This window comes from Marivirga sericea, from assembly GCF_900177665.1.
In the GTDB taxonomy this organism is placed as follows: Bacteria; Bacteroidota; Bacteroidia; order Cytophagales; family Cyclobacteriaceae; genus Marivirga; species Marivirga sericea.
This window is the reverse complement of the sequence record NZ_FXAW01000010.1, coordinates 122,685-146,694: the sequence shown is the minus strand read 5'-3', so window position 1 is coordinate 146,694 and position 24,010 is coordinate 122,685. Positions and strand designations below refer to the sequence as shown.

Genomic DNA, 24,010 nt, shown 5'->3' with positions numbered 1-24,010 from the left:
TATGTACGAAAAACTTAGCGAGTGCCCCGTTTGTAGTGCTTCGAATCTTACAAACCACAAAGTTGTCAAAGATCATTCCGTCAGTCACGAAAGCTTTAATATCATGATCTGTGACAATTGCAATTTTCAATTTACGAATCCCAGACCAAGTGAGACAGAAATTGCAAAATACTACCAATCTGATGATTATATATCACATTCGGATCAAGCAAATTCACCCATAGGCTATCTATATAAATTAGCACGAACTTACGCTTTAGCTTCAAAAAGGAAACTGATCAATACAATAGCTAAAGATAAAAAAGGACGATTACTAGACTATGGCTGCGGAACCGGATACTTTCTAAATACCATGAAGGAAAATGGGTGGAAAACCTATGGCCTCGAACCAAATGACAAAGCACGATCAATAGCACAAACCAAAACAACGGTCGAAGCACATCTCGATCAACTAAATTTAAAAAATAAAAAGTTTGACATCATCACCTTATGGCATGTACTAGAACATGTTCACCATATAAATGATACCATCAAAATCCTGAAAACACTTCTTAAAGAAAAGGGAAAGATCATTATAGCAGTGCCCAATATAGAGAGTTATGAACAAGACGTGTTCCAGGAGAACTGGGCTGCTTACGATGTACCTCGACACCTCTATCATTTCAGCAAAGATACTATGAACACATTAATGCTCAAACATGGCCTGAAGATCAAGCGCGTATACCCCATGAAACTAGATGCATACTATATCAGCCTGCTTAGCAACAAATACCAAACTGGTAAAAATCAGTACCTCAAATCACTTATAACTGGTTATAAATCAAATAGTTACGCAGATTCTAACGAAAATAATTACTCGAGCCTAATCTACATTATCAAAAAATGATTAAAAAGCTAACGTCCTTATCAATTATCATAATTATTTATGCCTGTGCCACTGTCCAGAGCCCAACAGGAGGTGAAAAAGATCAGAAGGCGCCTGTACTCTACGAATCTAATCCGAAAGATCAATCCATAAATTTCAATGGAAAAGAAATCACCTTGTTTTTCAATGAATGGATGAAACTTGATCAGCTACAAAACGAACTAATCATCACTCCAAGAGAAGACATTAAGTTCGAATCCGAATTAAAAAAACAAGAATTAATTATTACGCTGGAGGAACCACTGAAAGACTCTACTACTTATACTTTCAATTTTCGCAGTGCGCTCAAAGATATTACGGAAGGAAACCTCTGGGAAAATCCTACCATTGCTTTTAGCACTGGCCCATTCCTCGACTCACTTTATGTAGAAGGTAATGTAACCGACCTAAAAAATACCGCCCCACAAAAAGGCTTTCTCGTGGGTCTTTATTCAAATAACTATGATACCGCCAATCTAAGACAAGGTAAGCCCACCTACTTCACTACTACAGATGAAAATGGGCATTACAAAATGCAAAATATAAAGGCCGGAACATATAAAATTTACACATTCCAAGATGCCAATAACAATTTAATAAACGATCCCTCTTCAGAAGCATTTGGCTTTCATTCAGAAACAGTTCAGTTATATGACAGCATAGGCACAATAGATCTTAACACTTACAACAGAAATGAAGACACATTAAAGTTAAAGAAATTTAGTCCTGTTGGAAAGGACTTTACTATACAATACAATAAGGGATTAAAATCCTACAATATACTTAACCCTAATGACTCCAATCAATATATATACGCAAACGACATCGAACAATCCAAAAACATAAAGGTATACAAAGACAATTTTCCTAACCTCGGTTATCAAACAGATTCGCTCCTACTAATGGTAACCGTCTCCGATTCCATAGGCACGACTAGAACAGATTCAGTATTTGTGAAACTGAGAGAAAGTAGAATTACTAATGACAGCATCAAAATCGTAAGCAAACCATCAAACAAGATTATATCAGGACCTCAGCTTTTCAAGCTGACATTTTCTAAACCAGTAGCCCATATCAACTACGATTCAATCCAACTTCGAATAGATACAATCCCTATATTTCAATTCACAAAAGAACAAATCGCAATTACAGCCAACCGAAAAACCATAACACTCAAGACAAGATTAGAACAACAACAGATCGAACAGGAAATCGATAGTTTGAAAGAACTTCGCAAAACCTTGAATATCGACTCTATTCCGCCCTCAGCGGACTCAAAAGAGCAATCACCCACAGATTCAACCGAAACATTGAACAAGACAGATAACCCAACTGATATTCCCTCGGATGGGCGAGCAGCAAGATCGACCAATACCGGATCAACAGGCAGTACCAAATTAAAACTATTTATTGGCGAAGGGGCTTTTGTAGGAGTGGAACAAGATTCCACCCATGCAACAACTGTTGAGTTTAACTTCAAAAACGCTGAAGATTATGGAATCATTAAAGGCGAAGTTATCGCAGCAGATTTCCCATTTGTGGTTGAATTACTTGATAAAAACTATAAAGTAATTGACACATTAATTAATCAAGCAGAATTCACCTTCAACTATGTAGACCCTGGCGATTACCGCCTACGGCTTCTAAAAGATACCAATAGCAATACAGTTTGGGATGCTGGCAATCCAATAGCATTGAAAAAAGCCGAAGAATATATATACTTCCAAGAAGTGATAACAGTAAAATCGAATTGGGAGGTTATAGACAAAAACTTTGATTTTAGTGTGGATAACGAAGTGGATAGTGGTGAAGAAACAGAGGATTTATAAACATCCATTAACAGTGTCAGACAGAAAACAATATGAAGAACACAGAATGTGAGCATAACTTGACAAAAGTTGAAACTGTCTACAATTTAATCCACACCAATTTAATCCACTAGTAAAGCCTAAGGCTTATGCACAAACAATATGCAAAATGTTAATTAATTATCAATCAACACAATAGAAGTTAATAAGTATAATAGTTATAGACAATATATCATCAGATAGGAAACTATTTCCATAAATTGTACATTTATCAACATATCAACAGCCTTAACAATAGATAATAATTTATATATACTTAAATAATATAATATTATGTGTGTGGAAAAACACACTGACTTAAAGAATTTACAAATGAGATATTTCTTATTTACCTTTTTAATATTAACCTCTTTTTTTTCTTATAGCCAGGCTAATCAGAAAATAGGGCTGGCTGGTGCTTATTACCAGGAAGGTGAATATGAAAAGGCAATATCTATTTATCGTGAATTAGCAGAAGCACCACAAAATATTTCATTTATTCACAATAACTACCTTGAAATTCTTTATACAAAACAATACAATAAAGAAGCAGAGAAATATCTAAAAAGTATTAATCGGATATTCCCTAGCAATATTAGTTATCAAGTAGATTTTGTAGATTTCTATATTACCATTAATGATAGTACAAAGGCTGAGAGGGCGTACAATCAAATCGAAAATCAAGTCTTACAAAATCTCGGTAATCTGCGCTCAGCGGCTCAATATTTTATAAATAAACAGCATCGAGCATATGCTGAAAGGCTATATTTATCTGCTAGAGATATTATGAGGGATCCGAATGCATTTGCTATTCAACTTGCTACTTTGTACAGATACACCAATCAGAAGGATAAAATGGTTGATGAGTACTTAAAATATGCCATAGAAAGACCTGGAAATTTGCGATATGTCAAAAATATGCTACAGATGTCTTTAACTGAGGACCAAGAACTGCAAGCTTTTGTAGAAATGCTTATGGAAAATCTGCAGAAAAATAGCGATCAAGATATGTATGCTGATCTTTTGATATGGGCTAATATACAATTGGAAAATTTTTATGGTGCTTTTATTCAGGCGCGAGCAATTGACAAGAGAAATAAGCTCGAAGGACAAAATAGTTTAGAAATAGGAGAGTTAGCTTTTGAAAATGAGAATTATGAGACAGCAGAAATGATCTTTGCCTATGTAGTAGATAACTTTTCAAATTCAAGAAACTACATAAAAGCAAAACAACTAATGATAAAAACACAAGAAATACGTGTTAAGAATGATTTTCCTATCGATACGGTAGCTATAAGGAATTTAGTATCCTCATATGAAAATTTGATCGAGGAGATAGGACTCTCCCATTATACTTTAGCCGCTTATCGCCAGCAAGCACTACTTCATGCATTATACTTGGACGAGCAACAGAAAGCAATTGATATGCTCAAAGAGGTAATTGACTTTCCCAATGCAGATGAAATGATAGTGGCCGAGGCAAAATTAAATTTGGGAGATATATATGTTATAACCGAGCAACCTTGGGAATCAGTTCTATTGTATTATCAGGTAGAAAAAAGTCATAAAAACGAAAACATAGGAGAAATTGCAAAACTGAAGAATGCAAAGCTTTCATTTTACAAAGGAGAGTTTGAACTAGCACAAGAGCATCTCGATATACTAAAAAATGCCACTAGACGAGAAATTGCAAATGATGCCATGGATTTAAGTTTATTAATTAAAAATAACACCATTCTGGATAGTACGCAAAAGGCGCTTCGCGCCTATGCTGAAGTAGACTTGATGTTATACCAAAATAAATACAGTAAAGCTCAAAAAACGCTGGATAGTTTAATAATTGAATATAGTGAACATCCAATTCTAGATGAGCTCATCTGGTTAAAAGCAAGAAGAGAAAAAGAAACCGGAGCTTATTTTGATGCAATTGAATTATTGCACAGAATAGTATTTGACATGCCTTATGACATTTTAACGGATGATGCTCTCTTTGAGATGGCCAACATCTACGAAGAGCTCATTAAAGATACTGGAAAAGCTAAAGAATATTATCAGCAATTGCTTTCAGAGTATCCAGGCAGTATTTTCGTTGCAGAGGCGAGAAAAAGATTTCGTACTCTTAGAGGCGATTTTGTAAATTAGAAAACCGATCACAACCATCATAAATTTGCACATAGAATAGTTAGCTATGATGGCCTAAACGAAATAAAAGGAAACACTTTCGCATCACGTATTTTGAAATTTGAAATTTATACAGGCACGTGCACTAGTAATCAATGCTATTTGACTACCTTTGATTTTCATTATTTCACATCTAGAGTTCCTTTTCGTTCAGTCGTTGATAGGAACAAATAAATCCTAACTATGCGATTTGAACAACTAAATATAATTGCTCCTATTTTAAGAGCATTAAAAGAAGAAAATTATTCAGAGCCAACATCTATACAAGAGCAAGCTATTCCTTTGCTTTTGGAAAAGAATGATATAATGGCAAGTGCTCAAACTGGAACAGGGAAGACAGCGGCTTTCGCAATTCCTATTTTGCAGCATCTTGAAAACAGTAATTCAACTACGAAAAAAATAAAGGCTCTTGTTTTAACACCAACTCGTGAACTTGCCATCCAAATTGGTGAAAGTTTTTCTACTTACGGGAAGTATACTTCCATCAAAAACACAGTAATTTTTGGTGGAGTAAATCAAAACAAGCAGACTGCTGCCATTAGAAATGGAGTTGATGTTTTAATAGCTACTCCAGGCCGTTTATTAGATTTGATGAATCAGGGATTCATAAATTTAAAAGATATTCAATTTTTTGTTTTGGACGAAGCGGATAGAATGCTAGATATGGGTTTTATTCACGATATCAGAAAAGTGATAGCAGTGCTGCCTGAAAAAAGGCATTCATTATTTTTCTCAGCAACTATGCCAGATACCATTGTTGAGCTTTCCAGAAAAATCTTAAGAAACCCTAAGAAAATAGCAGTAACCCCTGTTTCTTCTACTGCGCAAACGATTCAGCAATATCTCTACTACACGAATAAATCCAGCAAAAAAGATTTATTATTACATATTTTAAAAGATTCCAAGATGGACCAGGTTTTGCTTTTTGATAGAACCAAGCATGGTGCAGATCGAATCGTGAGAGATCTTAAAAAACAAAATATTAAAGCTGCAGCCATTCACGGAGATAAAGCACAAAACCAACGGCAAAAGGCCTTAACTCAATTCAAAGAAAAGGAAGTGCGAGTTTTGGTAGCAACTGATATTGCGGCAAGGGGTATAGATATTGATAAGCTGCAGTATGTTATCAATTATGATATTCCGAATGTAGCAGAGACCTACGTTCACAGAATTGGACGATCAGGCAGAGCTGGTGAAGCAGGTGTTTCAATTTCGCTATGCGAACCGCAAGAAAATGATTACATAAGGGATATTGAAAAGTTGATTAATTTGAAGATTCCTACGGTAAAAGATAATCCATTTCCACAAACAGATAAGCCTATGACTACGGCAGAGAAGAAGGAGTTTGAAAAAGAAAAGCAGAGAAGAAAACAAGAATTTTTTGCCAACAGAAAGAAGAAGGGTATTAAAGGTGGTAGAAGATAGGTTCCGTTTTACGATTCATTATCGATAATCAATTCTGATTTTGCAATTTTAAAATTCAACTCAAAATATTTAAAATGATGCGTTTTATATTTTTCATCCTATTTATTTTTAGTTCATTTTTTTCAAATGCTCAAGGTTTAATTACAGCCTTTGAACAATCGAATGGTACGGAAACGGCTACCTACCACGAAGGCATAGAATTTTATAAAAAACTTGCACAGAAATTCCCACAAGTTGATATAAGGGAAATGGGTAAAACAGATAGTGGGGAGCCATTGCACTTAGTAGTTTTTAATAAAGACGAGAATTTTAGTTTTAATGAGATAGACAATTCAGAGAAACCTATCTTATTTATCAATAATGGCATTCATCCTGGCGAATCGGACGGGATAGATGCCTCGATGATGATGCTTAGGAACTGGGCGCAAAATATTACTCAATACCCGCATTTAGATAGTGTGATTGTAGCTGTAATTCCGTTTTATAATATTGGAGGTGCACTAAACCGAAATAGCACTACTAGAACCAATCAAAATGGACCGAAATCTTATGGTTTCAGGGGGAATGCTCAGAATTATGATTTAAACAGAGATTTTATCAAAATGGATTCAAAAAATGCTTTTGCTTTCGCAGAGATTTTCCATCGATTGGATCCGGATGTTTTTATAGATACTCACGTGACCAATGGTTCGGACCATCAGCATGTAGTAACAGTTTTGACTACGCAAAAAAACAAACTGGGTGGCGAATTGGGAAAATATCTTGATGAGGAGTTCGAGCCCATGATTTTTGATAAGATGGAAGCAAAAGGCCGAAATCCGATTGTCTATGTAAATGTACATGGGATTACTCCCGAAAATGGCTGGACTCAATTTTGGGATGCACCGCGATATTCTACAGGTTATACCACACTATTTCAAACATTTGGTTTCATGACAGAAGATCATATGTGGAAGGACTACAAAACGCGAGTGGAAAATATTTACGATTTCTTGAATATTGCATCCGAGGTTACAGCACAGGAGGGAAGCAAAATTCAAAAATTAAAAACAGCTGATCGAAAGAAAATTATAGAAGCCGACTCATTACCTATCCTTTGGAGCAATGATAAAAACGAATTTGATATGATTACTCTGGAAGGTTATGAAACTAGTGATCCAAAAAGCGAGCTCACCGGAAACCCCTTATTAAAATATCATAGAGTTGATACTTTTGAAAAGGAGGTTCCTTTTTATAATGAGTATAAAGTCGAAAAATCAGTTTCAGTGCCTGATTTTTATGTTATCTCGCAAGCTTGGTATGAGGTAATCAACAGACTTAAGGCAAACGGAGTCAAAATGGAAGCATTTAAAAAAGATACTGTCATCAATGTTGAAGTTTATCATATCGAAGATTTCAAGACAGCTTCCAATCCATATGAAGGGCATTATTTGCACTACAACACCCAAGTGAAGAACTCAAATCACAACATCACGTTCAGAAAAGGTGACTATTTAATCGATACCCATCAGAAAGGGAGAAGATATTTGGTAGAAACCTTGGAGCCCGAAGGGCAAGATTCATTCTTTAATTGGAATTTTTTCGATAGCATATTGCAGCAGAAAGAAAGTTTTTCAGCCTATGTTTTTGAACCAAAAGCCAAAGAAATTTTAGCGAATATGGCAGAGGAAGAGCAATTGGAATTTTATGAAAAGCAGAAATCCGACTCTGTTTTTGCTTCAAACAATTATGCTCAACTAGATTGGATTTTTAAACGGTCGGGGCATTATGAAAAATCTCATAACAGATACCCTGTTTACAGGCTAATGGCAGAATGAAAAAAGTCTGGCAAAATCCCTTTTTTAAAATATCTTTAAGCACTTTAGCTGGAATGTTGGTTGGCTACTTTTTTGGCAATATTTCGCTATTTACGGGAGTTGGATTTGCCTTAGGTTTAGGCTACTTCTATATCGCACGCTCAAATGGCTAGGATAAAAAAAACGTATGCAGAATATATTTCTGTCTTGGGCCTAAGGCTAGGAGCTTCTTCAGAAGAAATCAAAGAAGCCTACAGAAAATTAGCAAAGCAGTATCATCCAGATGTTTATAAATTGGATGATGGTGAACGATTTAAGGAAATTAGTGCTGCATTTAGTTTTTTAAGAAAGAATCCTGATCCACCAGTTCAAAACCAAGCTCGTCAACGTACTAGAGAGAATGAGTATGAAAGAAGACGGCAGGCATATCACCAAAGGAAACAGAAGAAAGAAGCTGAAGAAGCGACACGGAAGGCAGAAATGTATAAATGGTTATTCGCCAGATTACGTCTATTTGCTCTTGTAATTGTAATTTTCAATTTTCTTCTTTTGATAGATTACCTTTTACCGTCTGAAACAGAGGAAGTGAAAGTTTCCGGAATAGAAACCGTAAATAGATATTCTAGTCATAGCTCCGGAAAAGCAAATTTAGCTTACAGCTACAAAGCGATACTGAGCAATGGAATGAGTTTCAGGTTTGAAAAGCAGGGAATAGCGAAAATCCACCGTAGTGACGAATTCCTTTTAGAACGAAGCATTATTTTTCAACAAGCTCAAAGCTTAAGCAGCAAAGAGGATAAAGTGATTTTTTATAGTGAATATGGCATATTCAACATTTTCGGGTTCTTAATTCCAGTTGCAATTATATTGATAGTAGGATATTTTTATTTCGTCAAAAACAATGACTATAGGTTAACTATGTTTTTGATAGCTGCAGTGATATTTGCGGTTCAACTTGTTTTAATTTTTTAAATCCTTTACAGTTTTGAATTTCGGAAAAAAACTAGGTCGTATTATAATGCTTTTTTAAATCAGATAACTTAGCAAAAAGCTCTTTTCCTTCATCTGTATCATAACTAACTTCAACAATTTCTCGAATGGTGTGATCAAGCCTTTCTACAGATTCTTTCATGTATTCTAATACAGTTCTATTATTGTCCGATAGATCATTAAAATCTATTAATTGAAGTAAACCTAATATGCTCGCAACAGGTGCCCGAACTTCATGGGAAGCCTTAAAAGCTATTTCCTCTAACTTTTGGTTATACTTTTTGAGCTGTTCTAATTGTTTTATTTCCTCCGAAACGTCATGATAGACGCAGACCACTTCATCATTCGGCAGTTTATAAAGGGACCCTCTTCTCCAGCGAGCCTTATTTTTATCTTGATAGCGCAAAAGAGGATAATTTGCATATCCGCATTCATATGCTTTTTCAATATAATCGGAAAAGCCACCAGCTTCTGTTCCTGGAAATATTTCTAACAATTCCTTTCCTAAAACTTCCTCCTTCTTTTTGTGATCTAGTTTTTCGGCACCCTGATTGAAGTCAGTGATGATAAAAGTATTTTGGATTTTTTTCATGACGATCACCCCTTCGCTTATATGATTAAATAGCTGGGTGAATCGTCTTTCTTGAAATTCATTTTCTTGTTGGAGCGCCATTTGCTCTGTTTTCTCAATGCGTATAGAAAAATACTCCTTTACTTTTCTTTGTTCTATGATAGGTACAATAGTAGTTGCAACCCAGTAGGTAGAACCGTCTTTAGCTTCATTTAATATATTGCCCTGCCAAACATCACCCTTTCCTATTGTCTTCCATAAATCTTTGAAGTACTTTCTATCGTGAAAGCCCGAATTGACTATGCTGTGTGGAGCGCCAATTAATTCACGTTCTTTGTATTTTGAGATATCGCAAAACTGATCATTCACATATTTAATCTCACCTTTAAGGTTGGTAGCAGATATAATGCTATGCTGATTGAGAACATCGAAATACGTATAGATTTTGTCTTTCATGATTATAACTGTTCCTATAAATAATACGGCTATAGAAATCAAAAGATATTCCTTGATAAAGCCGCACATATTAACTGTACAACTTATTTGTTAATTGTTTTAAGATAGTTATTTTTAGTAGTTGTTAAAGCTACCATGAAGTCAAGAAAAGGTAAAAGAATCTATTTAATTGTAGGAATAATTGGCATTTTGATGCTGCTCAATATTTTCTTGATTAAACAATATGGAAGAAAAATTGAAGAAAATCAGAGAATTATTAATACCACTCAAAGAGTAGTAATCAATGCTGAAGAGTTAGTTCAGACGCTTCATTTGTTAGATGTTGGTATAAGAGGGTATGTTATTTCTGATAAAATTGTCATGTATCAGAGTCCTTTTGATAGCGCAACTTTTCGAAAGAACCAAGCTTTAGAATATTTAAAAACTACGCTTAGCAGACAAAACTATCCATTGGCGACTTTTTCTAGTTTACGAGATACTGTTGACTCATATTTCAATTTCGTAAGCAAAATTGCACTGCAGCTACATGAAAATAATTTACGAAAAGCGGAATCTATGATTGCGGAAGACAGGGGCTATCCCGTCTGGTTAATGGCTAAGGATTTTTCCAACTCAGTAACCGTATTTGAACAGCAAATTGAGCAGAAGGCTTATGAAGAATTTGAGAAAGCCATTGATACTTCCTACTGGTTGCAAATAATACTATTCATTTTGACCTTACCTACTCTTATCTATGCTGCCGTGTATAGTGTTAAAAGTATATCTCTCTCCAACAAACTCAGGAAATCAGAGTACGACAAAGCTAAAATTTTAGAAAATCAGAATGAAACACTAGATCGCTTAGTGAGAAAAAGGACGGACGAAATTTTAGCTCAAAACGAAGAGATCAGAGCTCAAAACGAAGAGATATCCTCCCAAAACGATATCATTATGCAACATAATGAGGAAATGGGAAATCAACAGCTCTTAATCGAAGAGAAGAACAAAGAACTGACCACTCAAAACGAAATACTAAACAACGCTAAAGCGACAATCGAAAAGCAGCAAAAGCTGTTAGAGCTAAGAAATGAAGAATTATCAGAAGAGGTGGCCCGACAGAATGAAGACCTACAGCAAACAAATATTGAACTAGTTGACCAAATCAATAAGCTGGAGCAGTTTGGATATATAGTCTCACATAATTTGAGAGCGCCTACCGCCAGACTGCTGGGCTTAGGGAATCTGATTGTTCAGACCAGTGGCGATGAAAGAGAAAAAATTGTGGGATTAATGATTCAGTCTTCAAAAGAGCTTCATGAGGTGATTGACGATGTGGGCAGTATTTTACTGGTTCAAAGACCAGGAAGCAAGACTTTGGAGAGAGTTGATTTAAGAGAATCATCTCAAAAAGTGCAAAGAATCTTAAAACATGAAATTGATATGACCGAAGCTGAAATAACAGAAGAATGGGGGAAAGAGAGCGTAATACATTCTCTTCCATTATATGTTGAAAGCATCTTATATAATCTGATTTCAAATGCAATTAAATATCACCGCAACAATAAAAGGCCTACTATTCGTATCAATTCCTATTCAGTTGAAGATAAAATAATAATTGAAGTCAAGGATAATGGGATGGGCATTGATTTAGAAAAATATGGAGAAAAATTGTTTGGTTTATACAAAAGATTTCATCTCCACGTAGAAGGTAAAGGTCTAGGGCTTTACCTTGTAAAATCACAAGTTGAGGCGCTAGGTGGCAAAATAAAAGTTGAAAGCCAAATTGGAAAAGGAACAAAATTTAGCATTTACCTTCATAAATAGTTCTGAAAATCAACCCTCACTAACTTCTATTTATAGCAATATCTCTTTTGATTTGAGTATAATCTAAAAAATAGATTAATCGAATACTCAAATTTTGCTGATGCTCAGTGGATAATACATTACGTAAATTATCTGAAAAATTCATGTCAACCATTTGATTTACTTCCTGCACAGCATCTTTCCATACAACATTGACAAAACTTCCTGGAGCAATCTGCCATGAATAAACTGCGTCAATATTAAATACATTAAAATTGGTATCATGCTTTTCATAAGCATCACTTACTAAATCTTTTCCACTATAGGCTATGGGTTCAATGTCACCTACATTCGTTAAATTAAAATAATTGAAATAATCTACTTTATTCCAATAATGTCTTAATCGAAAATTAAAGCCCATTTTGTTATTAATGGTATAGTTTACTCCGAGCACATTCGACATCACATCAATATCCCGTTCACCAAATATCACTGCTTCAATATCTCCGCTTTCATTTGTAGCATGTTCAGCAAAACCTATAGAGCTAAATTGCTTATTGTAGTTGATTTCATAATTTATTGAAAACTGATCATTCAACCTATATCGAGGAGAGATATTAATCCAATAGTCAAATTGTTCTCTATCTGGAGCATTCCAAATACCAACGGATACATTGCTCATAAATGCTTTTCTGCTATCTGAAGAATAACGAAGATTGCTGCTGTAATTCCATGTTCTAAAATATTTGGCTCCTTCTACTCTTGGCTCAAAGTAATCGAAGGTTTTAGAAGGTCTGTAATTGAGATTCACAGAAAATGACTGAAAATCTTTTGTCTGTGCCCACCATTGGTTCCAGATAGAAAAATTCTGATATAAATTGGGTTCGTATAATGTACTGTAATTAGCACCTGCCCAAATGTTATATTGATTAAAAATAGCGGTAGGCTGGAATTGATTGTAGCCTATAGATGCAAAGTGAGAAATTTCATTTGGGTTTCTTAAAAAACCCATATCATTTGGGTTGTAAGTGTCACTTTCGACATTTCTTCCAATATCGAATTGATATTTACCACTAATTTTTGCAAAGCTCGCGTTGTACTTGTAGCCATCATCCACAAACCCAGATGGGTTTTGGATATTATTATAAGCTCCAAAACCTTCAATTTGATAAGTGTTGCTTTTATCTCTTAAACGAAAATCTGAACCAACTACATTGGCATTGTTTCCTCCATCAAAACGCTGAACGTTTGTGTTGATCAAACTGATATTGCTATTGTTTTTCAGGCTTTGATCAATCACCATCACATTAAAATTGGTTAGATCGTCAACTTGTTCCAATCTTTTCTCTTTGCTTTCCTTATCGTAAACTTCAGCAAAAGTTCTGTTGGTTACGGCATTAAAAAAACCAACTCCTAGTCCGCTCTTTGTTCTCCCTGTAATTTTAGATGCGTTTAATAATGGTGCTTCGTTAGGTCTATTTACAAGTGAATCAGAATCTTGTAAATTTAAAGAACCAAATGATTGGCCAACTCTACGAGAATAAAACAATCCGCCTTTGTTGAAAAGTTCTGTGCCTTCTGTAAAAAAACCTCTGTTTTCGGCATATTGAACCTCAAAAGGCCCTAAGTTATAAACCAAGTTATCAGAAACGGTCTGTCCGAAATCTGGAATCAAAGTCATGTCCAAAGTAAAGCTTTCAGTTAAGCCGTATTTTAAATCCATCCCACCGGTTATGTCCACACCACTTTGACTTCCATTTTTATTATAATAGGTGGTGATGTATGGTGAAACCGATAATCGCAATGGAGGTTTAATTCCTTTCAAGCCTTTTAAAACTCCAGACTGATTCACTAATCCATCAATGGAATTGTCCACATAGTTCCAATAGGAAGTTTCATTTTTGCTTTGGATTTTCCGCATGAAATTAATATTCCAATCTTGATTTGCATTTTTAGGAAAGCGAATAGCAGAATAGGGAATTTCCATTTCAACTTGCCAACCTTCTTCGGTTATTTTTGCCTCACTTTTCCACACCGCATCCCAATTGTAATCATTTCTACCTCTATTTATAAATATATCGGTTTGAACACCTGCAGAACTCACTTTTAGGTAAAAAGCATTTTGGCCATTTTGGTAAGTATCTAATATCAGTCCAAACTGATCAGCATTTCTGCTGTCATCATCTCTTATCCCTAGTTCTTGGGGGATTGCTCTACCACTTGCATCTACCATTCTGGCAGAAATATAAAGCCCGAAATCTGTATAAGCCGTTTTGATATATGTTTTGTGGTTGGACACAGTTCCGTTTTCCGGCAAAAATGTGATGAAATTAGCTTCTACTTCTTTCACGTCATGCCAAAAGGCATCATCTAAAGCACCATCAATAGTAGGTGTAACTTCTTCAACTAATTGGGCGTCCATTTCCCTCAAGGCGTTTTTTTCATCCTCTTTGGCCGAAATAGTTACAATGGAAAAAACAATTAGAATTAGCGTAAAAGATAGATTTTTGAACATTCTGAACAGACTCTTTAAAGAATTATTGACCTAGCTTCCAATTTTAACATATTTTTAATGAATAGGATGCCAGAATTACATCAAAACAAATTAAAGTAGATAGACGGTAAGTTTTGATTCGCTATAAGTGAAAAGCTTACGCAGATACTATATCCTACGAATACGTAACTATTATTGACTTAGCCGTGCAAAAAGCACTTACGCAGATTTACGGATAGCAGCTTTTTTTAAAAGGACGGCTATCTTACCGCTTTCACTTTGGTTTTCACCCGGTATAAAGATTTTGATGCCGTAATATACAATTGGTCAAAGTTGCTACCGCCAAAAGAAACATTAGCTGTCCAGTTTTCAGGAATATCCAGGTGTTGGAGAAAATTTCCATTCTCATCAAAGACATCAACACCTTTTCCGGTTAAATATAAATTTCCATTCGAATCTATCGTCATTCCATCTGAACCTTGTGCAACGAAAAGGGTTTTGTCTTGCAGCATTCCTTCCTCATCAATTGCGTAACGATAGGTTTTATCAGCGCCTATATCTGCCACAAACAACAATTTTTTTTCAGAATGTCCGACTACTCCATTTGCTTGAACCAGAGTGGAATCCAATAAAATAGGCTTACCATCTTTTAATAAATAGATGGATTGGTGGCCAACGGTATCATGTTTATTTTCCCAATATGGCCGTTGATAAATGGGGTCTGTGAAATAGAGGTTGCCATTTTGGTGGACCCAAACATCATTAGGACCATTGAACTTTACTTCACCGGATGGATTTAAAACAACTTCTCTTTGACCATCCAGAGAAAATTTCCATAACTGATTTTCACCATCAGCACATGCCCACAGCTTTTGATTCTGGTCGATATATAGTCCATTAGCTCTACCAGCACTATCGGTGAAAATGAGGAGCTCGCCATCAACACCATATTTGTAAATGAGGTTGTTGGGCTGGTCGGTGAAGTAGATATTTCCCAAGTGGTCTGCCGTTGGGCCTTCTGTAAAAGCAAAGCCTTTCGCCACTTTAACAATTTCTTCATTTTCTGAAATAGGCAATTTGTGTTGCTGATTACATCCGTAAACTAAAAAAGCGGTAAGGAAAAGGAGATGAATTGTTCTAATAGGAATCATTTTATAACATTTTCCGTAATTTAAGCTTTTTAACGCAAAGCATAAACTGCTTAAAAGACTAAGGCTATGAAAATTAATTGGAATCAGCTATTTGCTATATTTTTTATTTTAATCTCTGCTTGTAACTCAAACACTAAGCAAGAAGAAGAAACGTCTGGAAAGAAAATAGATCAAGAAGTTACCGAAAAAGAAGAAGAGAAAAACAACATCATATTCTTTGGTAACAGCCTTACAGCAGGATATGGTGTAGAGGCTGATGAAGCCTTTCCGGGTTTAATTCAGAAAAACTTGGATTCTTTGGGATATGATTATAATGTAATTAATGCTGGTGTGAGCGGAGAAACCACGGCCAGCGGATTATCCCGTGTGGAATGGGTAGTAAAACGGCAGCCGGTTGAAATATTTATTTTGGAGTTAGGAGGTAATGATGGACTGCGAGGAATTAAGCCTGAAGAAACCAATAAAAACTTAAGAGCTATTATTGATAAAGTAAAGGAGATTCATCCAGTGGTTAAAATTTTATTAGCTGGAATGATGGTTCCACCAAATATGGGACAGGCATATGCGGAAGAGTTTCGCAAAGTATTTCCTGAAATTGCAAAGGATAAGAATGTTAACCTTATTCCTTTTTTATTGAAAGATGTGGGCGGAGAAGCAGAATTAAATCAACCGGATGGAATTCACCCTACTCCGAAGGGCCATAAAATTGTGGCCGAAACGGTTTGGACTCATTTAGAGTCTTTGCTTTAGGGCACGAACTAGTCTCAACAGAAATATGGTGCTTGCTTTAGCGCATTAATAGAGCCAATAAGACGCAGGCAATTGTTGAGAAAACTATCATAACTATAATGCTTATGAGTCTTGATTTCCGTTTTCTTTTGGATCGGAAGTTTTGTAATTCTTTATAATTGTAATTTCCACGAGCCGTCCTATTCTTCATTTTTTTTGCGGAATAAGGGTTAGCACCCATTGACTTTCGCTTATTTCTTAACGAACGATTTTGTTTGAATGAATCACTCCCTTGTCTACTAAAACCTATACCTCCTGTCATACTGAATAAAACTATTTCTCTTACTCTCTTACTTAAAGCTGGCCTGCTTTATAAACATACATAATTGAAAAGCAAGAAGTAATTTTGCTACAATTATTTCAAGTAAAAATGCATCAAATACTATAATCCTGAATTAATCGCTTCGTTCTAATGCCCGAAAGGATGAAATTTCTTATTTTCGCCTCTGTTATAAAAAATACAACTATCTATGACGTCTTATCAAAAGATTAACAACCTTAGTGGCTGGATCATATTCATAATCGCTTCTGCCGTTTATATCTTCACTCTTGAGCCAGTGGCTAGTTTTTGGGACTGTGCAGAGTTTATTGCTAGTGCCTATAAACTACAAGTTCCTCACCCTGCTGGGGCTCCAATGTTCTTATTAATTGGTAGAATGTTTTCCATGTTCGCCAGCAGCGATGTAGAATCTGTTGGTTTTGCGGTCAACTTGGTTTCTGCATTGAGTAGTGGGTTTACCATCTTGTTTATGTTTTGGTCTATCAATTTGCTTTCTCACAAGATCATGAAAATTAAAGTGGGTGAAGCAAATACGGCACAGACCATAAAAATTATCGCAGCTGGTGCTATTGGTAGTTTGGCCTTTACTTTTTCAGATTCCTTCTGGTGGTCGGCAGTGGAGGCAGAGGTTTACGCCATGTCTTCTTTCTTAATTGCATTAGTTTTTTGGGCCATGTTGAAATGGGAAGTGATAGAAGACGAGTCAACAGAAAACCGATGGTTGATTTTGATTGCCTATATCATAGGGATATCAATTGGAGTTCACTTATTGAACATAGTAGCATTACCAGCTCTAGGATTGATTTATTATTTCAAGAAGTACAAAAATGTAACATTTAAAGGAATCTTTTTTGCACTTTTAATCAGTAGTGCAATACTTATTTTTATCTGGCAATTTATCATTTTAGGGGTGCCTAATTTGATCGGTAAATTTGAAATCTTCTTTATAAACTCCATTGGATTGCCATTTGGCTTTGGAGCATTAATTTTTGGCCTATTATTAGTTGGTGGTCTTTCTTATGGAATATACTATGCCATTAAAAAGGAGAAAGTTACTTTACATACCTTTCTTCTAGCACTTACTTTCATACTGATAGGCTATTCGTCTTACTTTATAGTAATGATCAGGTCAAATTATAATCCTCCAATTGACCAAAACAACCCAGAGAATGTGATGACTTTACTATCCTATTTGAATAGAGATCAGTACGGATCAAGACCACTTTTACATGGGCAATACTTCGATGCAGAGGTGATTTCTCAAGACAGGGGAGATGCAGTTTATAGCAAGGGTAAGAAGGAATATGAAGTTACGGATTATAAAATTACTACCCAGCATGATCCGAATAGGACTACTATTCTTCCAAGAATGTATAGCGGTGCTCCAGGTCATCCAGAGGAATACAGAAGGTGGACAGGTCTTCGTAATAATGAAAAACCAAATTTCGCTGACAATATCAAGTTTATGTTCCGATACCAATTAGGGCATATGTATTTCCGATACCTCATGTGGAACTTTGCGGGTAGAGAAAGTGATATTGAAGGGGCGGGATGGAAAACTATGTTCCAGGACACTAGTGAAATGCCTGAAATCATGAAAGATAATAAGGCCAGAAATAATTTTTATATGTTGCCTTTTATTCTCGGCCTAATTGGAATTTTCTTCCATTATAAAAAGGATTTGAAAGGCTTCAGCGTAGTGGGTTTATTCTTTTTCTTAACGGGTATTGCTTTAATTCTATACCTGAATTCACCTGCAACTGAGCCGCGCGAAAGAGATTATATCTATGCAGGTTCTTACTACGCCTTTGCATTTTGGATAGGGTTTGGTGTGTTGGCTGTAGCTTCTTTGCTAGAAAAAGCAATAAAGAATCCAAAAGTTGCGGGTGTTGTTGCAGGAGTAATTTGTTTGATAGTGCCGGGCATAATGGCTTCTGAAGGATGGGATGATCATGACCGATCAGACCGCTATTTCTCGGTTGACGCAGCTAGAAATTATTTAGCGTCTTGCGAACCAAATGCCATTTTATTTACTGGAGGCGATAATGATACGTTCCCACTATGGTTTGTGCAGGAGGTTGAAGGATTTAGAACGGATGTTAGAGTCATAGTTTTGAGTTACTTCAATACAGATTGGTATATTAATCAAATGCGTCAAAACGCTTATGATTCTGAGCCATTGCCTTTAACCTTAAGTGAAGAGCAGGTAGCGCAAGGCGGTAAAAATGACTATTTACCTTATATGGCAAATACCGGCATATCAGGAGCTATTCCAATTGACCGTTATTTGAGTTTGATTAGAAGTAATAATAAAAGCCTTGAAGTTCCGACTTCAGTTGGTAGTTATAATATGTTGCCTTCGAAGCAATTGAGCTTGAAGGTAGACACCAGTCATGTTAAAAGTTTGGGAATTATTCCTAAGGATAAAGAGAATATGCTGGTTGACAGAATGATTTGGACAGTGAAAGGGAATGGATTGGAAAAAAAGGATTTAATGATACTAGATATCATGAATGAGAATAATTGGAAGCGCCCGATCTATTTCAATACTACATCACTGAATGGAATAAAGATGGATTTGCGAAAGTATGTTATTCAAGAAGGCTTGACCTACCGATTACTACCAATTGAAAGGGATAATGTCCAAGAAGAATTTGTCAATACAGAAGTGATGTACGATAATTTGATAAACAGTTTCCATTTCACAAATACAGCTGATCCGGATGTTTATTATAATGAAAACTATAGAAACTTCTTCTTGAATCATCGTTCTGTTTACACAGCTTTAGCAAAATCATTAGTAAGTGAAGGTGATGAGAAGAGAGCCTTGGAAGTAATTGAATTTATTAGAGAAAAAGTGCCGAATGAAGTTGTTCCTTATGACATGACTGCGCTGGACTATATTCAAGTTTATTTGGCAACAGGAAACGAAGAAAAAGCGAATGAAGTAATCAATACGTTATGGGAACAAAACTTAGAGCAATTTCAATACTTAGTAAACAATGAATTAATTTATATGGGTAGGGAAAGACAAATTAGTTTTGCAATTCTTAGCCAGATTGTTCAGGTCATGAGACAGTACGGCATGAATGAACAAGCGGTAGAGTATCAAGATCAATTAAGGGTGCTGTACGAAAGAATGTAACGGTTAGTAAAGCATATAAAGAAATAGCTCACAACGCAATGTGGGCTATTTTTTTACCCAAATGTTTTTATATGATGCATAATATTAGTTTTTCCCACTTTAGATTTAGAATTTTGTGTTTTACTACTGAAGACTATGGCAGCATTTAATAAAAGACCAAAAATAAACGATAAAGACTATATATTTGGCACCCGAGCCGTAATTGAAGCTATTCATGCGGGTAAGGAAATGGATAACATTTATATTGATAAAGACGTCCGCAACGAATTGGTAAGTGAATTGATGGAGTTGTGCAAGGAACAAAAAGTGCCTTACACTAAAGTTCCGATTGAGAAATTAAATCGGATAACTATGAAAAACCATCAAGGCGTTATAGCAATGGTCTCAGCTGTAAGTTATGCGTCTCTGGATAATGTGATAAATGAAGCTTTTGCAAAAGGTAAAGATCCGTTGATTTTGATTTTGGATAGAGTGACTGACGTACGGAATTTTGGAGCGATTGCACGTTCTGCAGAATGTGCTGGAGTTGACGCCATTGTGATTCCTTTTAAGGGAAGTGCACAAATTAATTCCGATGCAGTAAAAACATCAGCAGGAGCTTTGCATTACATTCCGGTTTGTAGAGAGAATAGTTTAAAAAACACAGTAGAATATTTGCAAAAAAGCGGGTTACAAGCAGTTGCTTGTACAGAAAAAGGGACAGATCTAATTTATGATGTGCCTATGTCACAGCCATTGGCTATTATTTTAGGCTCCGAAGAAGATGGCATCAGCAACGACTTAATTAGAATTGCAGATTTTTTAGCTAAGATTCCTACAACCGGGAAAATTGCCTCATTAAATGTTTCAGTTTCAGGGGCCATAGCTATATTCGAAGCAGTCCGCCAACGAAGTATAATTAAAAATTGATAATGAACAGGTAGCCGAATAATTGTATTAGGTTCCCTAAATAAACTATTAATTGATCTTAGTGAAATTCAGATGCCCTCACCAATTAATAATTATTAATTATAGTTTAGTTATCTTTCATTTTGATTTTAATGGTAGGCTTTTCTCTGTTTTCTTCAGTTTGAGCATCTTTAGAATCTGCATCAGGAAGTCCCAACTGTTCATCTAAAATTTCCTCAGTGATCATTCGACTATTCAATTGACTGGCATAGCCCCTTCCTTTTTTATTTCCATAATTTACATATGACTTTCCTGCCCATTCATGAGCTAAAAATAAGTCTCCGATTATCTCATAACCGACCGCAATATTATAGGCCAGTCTTCCGCTGGCTTTAGTATCGGAAGTATTTCGCAATCCCATTTTCCAAGTGGAAATAGCAGACTCCCATTGATTTACGCTTGCTTCTCTAGCTCCCTTGCTCAAGTACGCATTCTTTTTAGGCTTGGCATAATAGCTTCTGGATATTCGTACAGGCATAGGAGCTATTTTGCTTGCATAAGTAGTTCCAACAGCTTGTGCCAAATACTTAGTAGCCTGTGATTTGTTGACCAATTGAGCTAAAGCTTCCTTTAAGCTGGTAGCAGCCGCTTCCCAGGTTTTGTTTTCAGTGTAAATATCCTGGTCGATGACCGTCCTGTTTTTAGCATCGTACAACCGGATACCAATTCGCGTATTTCCGACACCTTCTGCAAAAAACTCAGTGTATTCTTGTTCAATTTTGTTTCCATCTTTATCCTCTATCGTTCTTGTGTTTTTTCTTTTCCCATTCGTTACAATGAAGTTGCTGTCAAATATTTCGATGGCCAACAAAGCATCAGTGTCGTATTTTCTTGTAAGTTGGTCTACTTGCCTCCAATCCAAAGCATCCGGAAAAGAGCCGAGTATATTTTGACCACGTAGTTTTTCAGATGCCAACACCACATCAAAACGAGGCGAAATTCTCAGGCTATTCTGTAAACTTGAAAACATGGTCATTACACCATCGCGGTCTTCATTTATTCCTTCTCCAGTAATAATCCCTTCAATTACACCAATCGCATCTCTATCGTAGGCAGTTCTATCCACTAAAACGATTGATTGTATATCGTTTGGAATGCTGATGTCAGCAGGGCGTAAAGTATTAATAGAGACAGACTTCATGCAAGATGAAAAAAGAATAGCTATAAGGATAAAGAAACTATAATACCTCTTCATATAGTAGTGATTAATTTTTAACAAAACCTTGTTGAATTTCATACAATTTAGCCAAATCCCCATAAATTAGCTTCATGTCTGTGAAGAAATTCTTTTCCCCCGAGTTTGTACCCATTCAAAGCGTTCTCTATCATGAACTAGCTTTTGATATTCTAAGATTAGACAAGATACATCTTGGAGCATCAGGAAATAAGTTTTTTAAACTCAAGTACAATTTTATGGAAGCAGAAAAGAAGGGGTTAAAAAAAATCCTGACTTTTGGTGGAGCCTTTTCAAACCATATAGCAGCTACAGCCATTTCAGCAAAAGCTTGCGGATTTGAATCTATCGGAATAATAAGGGGAGAGGAGGTCAGTAACCCCACTTTAGAATTAGCTAAAGAAAATGGCATGCTATTGCACTTCATCAGTAGAGAAGAATATCGGGCTAAAGAGGAGGAAAGAGGATTAAAGGAATTAGGAGCTAAATTTGATCATCCTTATATCATACCAGAGGGAGGAACAAACGAATTGGCGATTAGCGGAACGAAAGAAATCCATCAATATATACCAGATGATTATGGACTAATATCCACATGTTTTGGAACAGGTGGTACAATAGCCGGATTGATAAAAGGTAAGTCAGCTAAGCAAAAGCTTCTAGGCTTTTCAGTTTTAAAAGGAGAATGGCCAGAGCAAGAAATTGAAAAATTGCTTGAGGGTAGCAAAGAGGAAAACTGGGAGATAAAAACGCAATATCATTTTGGTGGCTATGCAAAATGGCAACCAGAACTGATTGACTTCATTCAAGATTTTTATAAGAAAACATCAATAGCATTAGACCCTATTTATACAGGCAAAATGATGTACGGTCTAATGATGGAATTGGAAAAGGGTAACATTAAATCTGACCAAAAGATATTAGCAATTCATTCAGGAGGATTGCAGGGAGTTGCAGGCTTTAATCAGCGATTTGGATTTGATTTGGCAGAGAAATAGAATGCTCGAGCATGTCCCCGAGCACCATTTGTTAAATTCTGATTAAGCATCCAACCACTTCAGTGCCTCTTCCTTGTCTTTAAAGTTCATCTTTGGCATGCCACTTTCATTGGACACGCCATCTAATTGCATTTCTGAAATACTTTCCTTGTGTAATTCCGCTACTTTTTTTACACCGGCTTTAATAATTTTATCCTGTGCCTTAGAATGTACGTCTCGCACATCTCCAGGGTGTATTACCATTTCCGAAGCATCAGTTAACAGCGTAAACCCTCCATCTAATTTTTTTAATGCCTCGTCCCAATCTTCTAAATAGCCTGGAATATCTTCTTTATTCCTCCAAAAACCATAGATTTTTAAGAAAGCTCTGTTTTTAGTGATATCTACTTTTAAAGAATATTGCTCGTTTTCTGCAATTGTGATCATATAAAAAGTTTTGTTTCAAGTAAATATGCGGGAAATGCTTTATTTTGTTTTGTCACTTTAGACTTTTTCGATAATCCGTACTTTTAACCAGATAAGTAATTGCATTATATTGACTTCTTTTTGATTTGCTTTGGGACACTCTTTTTATTCGGCTATATCAAGCCTTGGTGGGTATTGTGGTGGAATGACGCACCAAACCGATTGAAGGTGCTTAAGTACTACGGTGCCCCCATACTAATTTTCTTAATTTTGAAGTTTATTTTTAGTTAAACATGCCAGTTATGAATGATGAGAGATGAATTATGGATGGAGAGTTTTCTGTTTTATGGTTAAAATTGAGCTTTTAATTATTTTCAAAAGTTCATTGGCATTTTCAAAAATGCTTTGAAATTCTTCTTCATTAATATATTCGGTCTCTTTTAGTAATTCAAGCCAATAAACCGTTTCATCACATTCTTGTTGTACTATTGATAATTTATGAATGAAGTCTTTTTTACTTTCAGCATTTTGAGCTTCACGAATTAATTCTCCTACAGCGGTTCCACTTCTTAATATTTGCTTACTTAATACATACTCTTATTTTTTTTTAGCCAAATATTGAAAAAGCTTTACAATCCTGACGGCAAAGGAGAAGGATTTGACAAGAAGGATAT

At 35.7% G+C, this 24,010-nt stretch carries 17 protein-coding genes and 1 pseudogene; 12 read left to right on the top strand and 6 right to left on the bottom strand.

Annotated features, from left to right (window positions below; genetic code table 11):
* Window position 1: 1 nt before the first annotated feature.
* The 7 genes from B9Y84_RS19135 to B9Y84_RS19110 all read left to right on the top strand — a co-directional run bounded on the left by B9Y84_RS19135 (window position 2) and on the right by B9Y84_RS19110 (window position 9,125).
* Entirely contained in the window at window positions 2-886 is an 885-nt protein-coding gene (locus B9Y84_RS19135; RefSeq protein WP_085519010.1) for a class I SAM-dependent methyltransferase, read from the top strand.
* Window positions 883-2,733 (top strand): Ig-like domain-containing domain, encoded by a 1,851-nt coding sequence (locus B9Y84_RS19130; RefSeq protein WP_085519009.1) that lies wholly within the window; start codon window positions 883-885, stop codon window positions 2,731-2,733. Before B9Y84_RS19135 ends, B9Y84_RS19130 begins: the two co-directional genes overlap by 4 nt.
* A 351-nt stretch (window positions 2,734-3,084) precedes the next feature.
* On the top strand, window positions 3,085-4,893 hold the full coding sequence (locus B9Y84_RS19125; protein WP_176223848.1) for a tetratricopeptide repeat protein: 1,809 nt from the start codon (window positions 3,085-3,087) through the stop codon (window positions 4,891-4,893).
* A 222-nt stretch (window positions 4,894-5,115) separates the two neighbouring features.
* Entirely contained in the window at window positions 5,116-6,357 is a 1,242-nt protein-coding gene (locus B9Y84_RS19120) for a DEAD/DEAH box helicase (RefSeq protein WP_085519007.1), read from the top strand.
* 74 nt (window positions 6,358-6,431) lie between these two features.
* Window positions 6,432-8,174: a M14 family metallopeptidase gene (locus tag B9Y84_RS19115; protein WP_085519006.1), complete on the top strand. Its 1,743-nt coding sequence runs from the start codon at window positions 6,432-6,434 to the stop codon at window positions 8,172-8,174.
* Window positions 8,171-8,326: a hypothetical protein gene (locus B9Y84_RS20675; protein WP_176223847.1), complete on the top strand. Its 156-nt coding sequence runs from the start codon at window positions 8,171-8,173 to the stop codon at window positions 8,324-8,326. Before B9Y84_RS19115 ends, B9Y84_RS20675 begins: the two co-directional genes overlap by 4 nt.
* On the top strand, window positions 8,319-9,125 hold the full coding sequence (locus tag B9Y84_RS19110; protein ID WP_085519005.1) for a J domain-containing protein: 807 nt from the start codon (window positions 8,319-8,321) through the stop codon (window positions 9,123-9,125). The genes B9Y84_RS20675 and B9Y84_RS19110 overlap by 8 nt, the downstream gene beginning before the upstream one ends.
* 31 nt (window positions 9,126-9,156) lie before the next feature.
* On the opposite strand, the gene B9Y84_RS19105 is transcribed toward B9Y84_RS19110, so the two are convergent.
* Complete coding sequence (locus B9Y84_RS19105) at window positions 9,157-10,170, bottom strand: PAS domain-containing protein (RefSeq protein WP_176223846.1); 1,014 nt, start codon at window positions 10,168-10,170, stop codon at window positions 9,157-9,159.
* A 135-nt stretch (window positions 10,171-10,305) separates the two neighbouring features.
* Here B9Y84_RS19105 and B9Y84_RS19100 point away from each other — a divergent pair, with 135 nt between their 5' ends.
* Window positions 10,306-11,973 (top strand): ATP-binding protein, encoded by a 1,668-nt coding sequence (locus B9Y84_RS19100; RefSeq protein WP_085519003.1) that lies wholly within the window; start codon window positions 10,306-10,308, stop codon window positions 11,971-11,973.
* A gap of 19 nt (window positions 11,974-11,992) precedes the next feature.
* On the opposite strand, the gene B9Y84_RS19095 is transcribed toward B9Y84_RS19100, so the two are convergent.
* Both B9Y84_RS19095 and B9Y84_RS19090 read right to left on the bottom strand, forming a co-directional pair.
* Window positions 11,993-14,467, bottom strand: coding sequence for a DUF5916 domain-containing protein (locus B9Y84_RS19095; RefSeq protein ID WP_085519002.1), 2,475 nt, complete (start codon window positions 14,465-14,467; stop codon window positions 11,993-11,995).
* A gap of 239 nt (window positions 14,468-14,706) precedes the next feature.
* Window positions 14,707-15,597, bottom strand: a complete 891-nt coding sequence (locus tag B9Y84_RS19090; protein WP_085519001.1) for an SMP-30/gluconolactonase/LRE family protein — start codon at window positions 15,595-15,597, stop codon at window positions 14,707-14,709.
* 66 nt (window positions 15,598-15,663) lie between these two features.
* Here B9Y84_RS19090 and B9Y84_RS19085 point away from each other — a divergent pair, with 66 nt between their 5' ends.
* The 3 genes from B9Y84_RS19085 (at window position 15,664) to rlmB (ending at window position 20,720) form a co-directional block, all read left to right on the top strand.
* Window positions 15,664-16,347: an arylesterase gene (locus B9Y84_RS19085; RefSeq protein WP_085519000.1), complete on the top strand. Its 684-nt coding sequence runs from the start codon at window positions 15,664-15,666 to the stop codon at window positions 16,345-16,347.
* A 509-nt stretch (window positions 16,348-16,856) separates the two neighbouring features.
* A complete protein-coding gene (locus tag B9Y84_RS19080; protein ID WP_085518999.1) occupies window positions 16,857-19,811 on the top strand; it encodes a glycosyltransferase family 117 protein in 2,955 nt (984 codons plus the stop codon).
* A gap of 135 nt (window positions 19,812-19,946) precedes the next feature.
* Window positions 19,947-20,720, top strand: a complete 774-nt coding sequence (gene rlmB, locus B9Y84_RS19075) for a 23S rRNA (guanosine(2251)-2'-O)-methyltransferase RlmB (protein ID WP_085518998.1) — start codon at window positions 19,947-19,949, stop codon at window positions 20,718-20,720.
* Between the two features lie 106 nt (window positions 20,721-20,826).
* Here the strand turns inward: rlmB and B9Y84_RS19070 are convergent, their stop codons facing one another.
* Complete coding sequence (locus B9Y84_RS19070; RefSeq protein WP_139828104.1) at window positions 20,827-21,954, bottom strand: DUF6340 family protein; 1,128 nt, start codon at window positions 21,952-21,954, stop codon at window positions 20,827-20,829.
* A gap of 74 nt (window positions 21,955-22,028) precedes the next feature.
* Between B9Y84_RS19070 and B9Y84_RS19065 the strand changes: the two genes are divergently transcribed.
* A complete protein-coding gene (locus B9Y84_RS19065) occupies window positions 22,029-22,931 on the top strand; it encodes a 1-aminocyclopropane-1-carboxylate deaminase/D-cysteine desulfhydrase (protein ID WP_085518996.1) in 903 nt (300 codons plus the stop codon).
* 42 nt (window positions 22,932-22,973) lie between these two features.
* Here the strand turns inward: B9Y84_RS19065 and B9Y84_RS19060 are convergent, their stop codons facing one another.
* Both B9Y84_RS19060 and B9Y84_RS20955 read right to left on the bottom strand, forming a co-directional pair.
* Window positions 22,974-23,357: a cupin domain-containing protein gene (locus B9Y84_RS19060; RefSeq protein WP_085518995.1), complete on the bottom strand. Its 384-nt coding sequence runs from the start codon at window positions 23,355-23,357 to the stop codon at window positions 22,974-22,976.
* Window positions 23,358-23,657: 300 nt separating this feature from the next.
* Window positions 23,658-23,921 (bottom strand): annotated as a pseudogene (locus tag B9Y84_RS20955) (four helix bundle protein); the annotation flags it as partial.
* Window positions 23,922-24,010 lie beyond the last annotated feature (89 nt).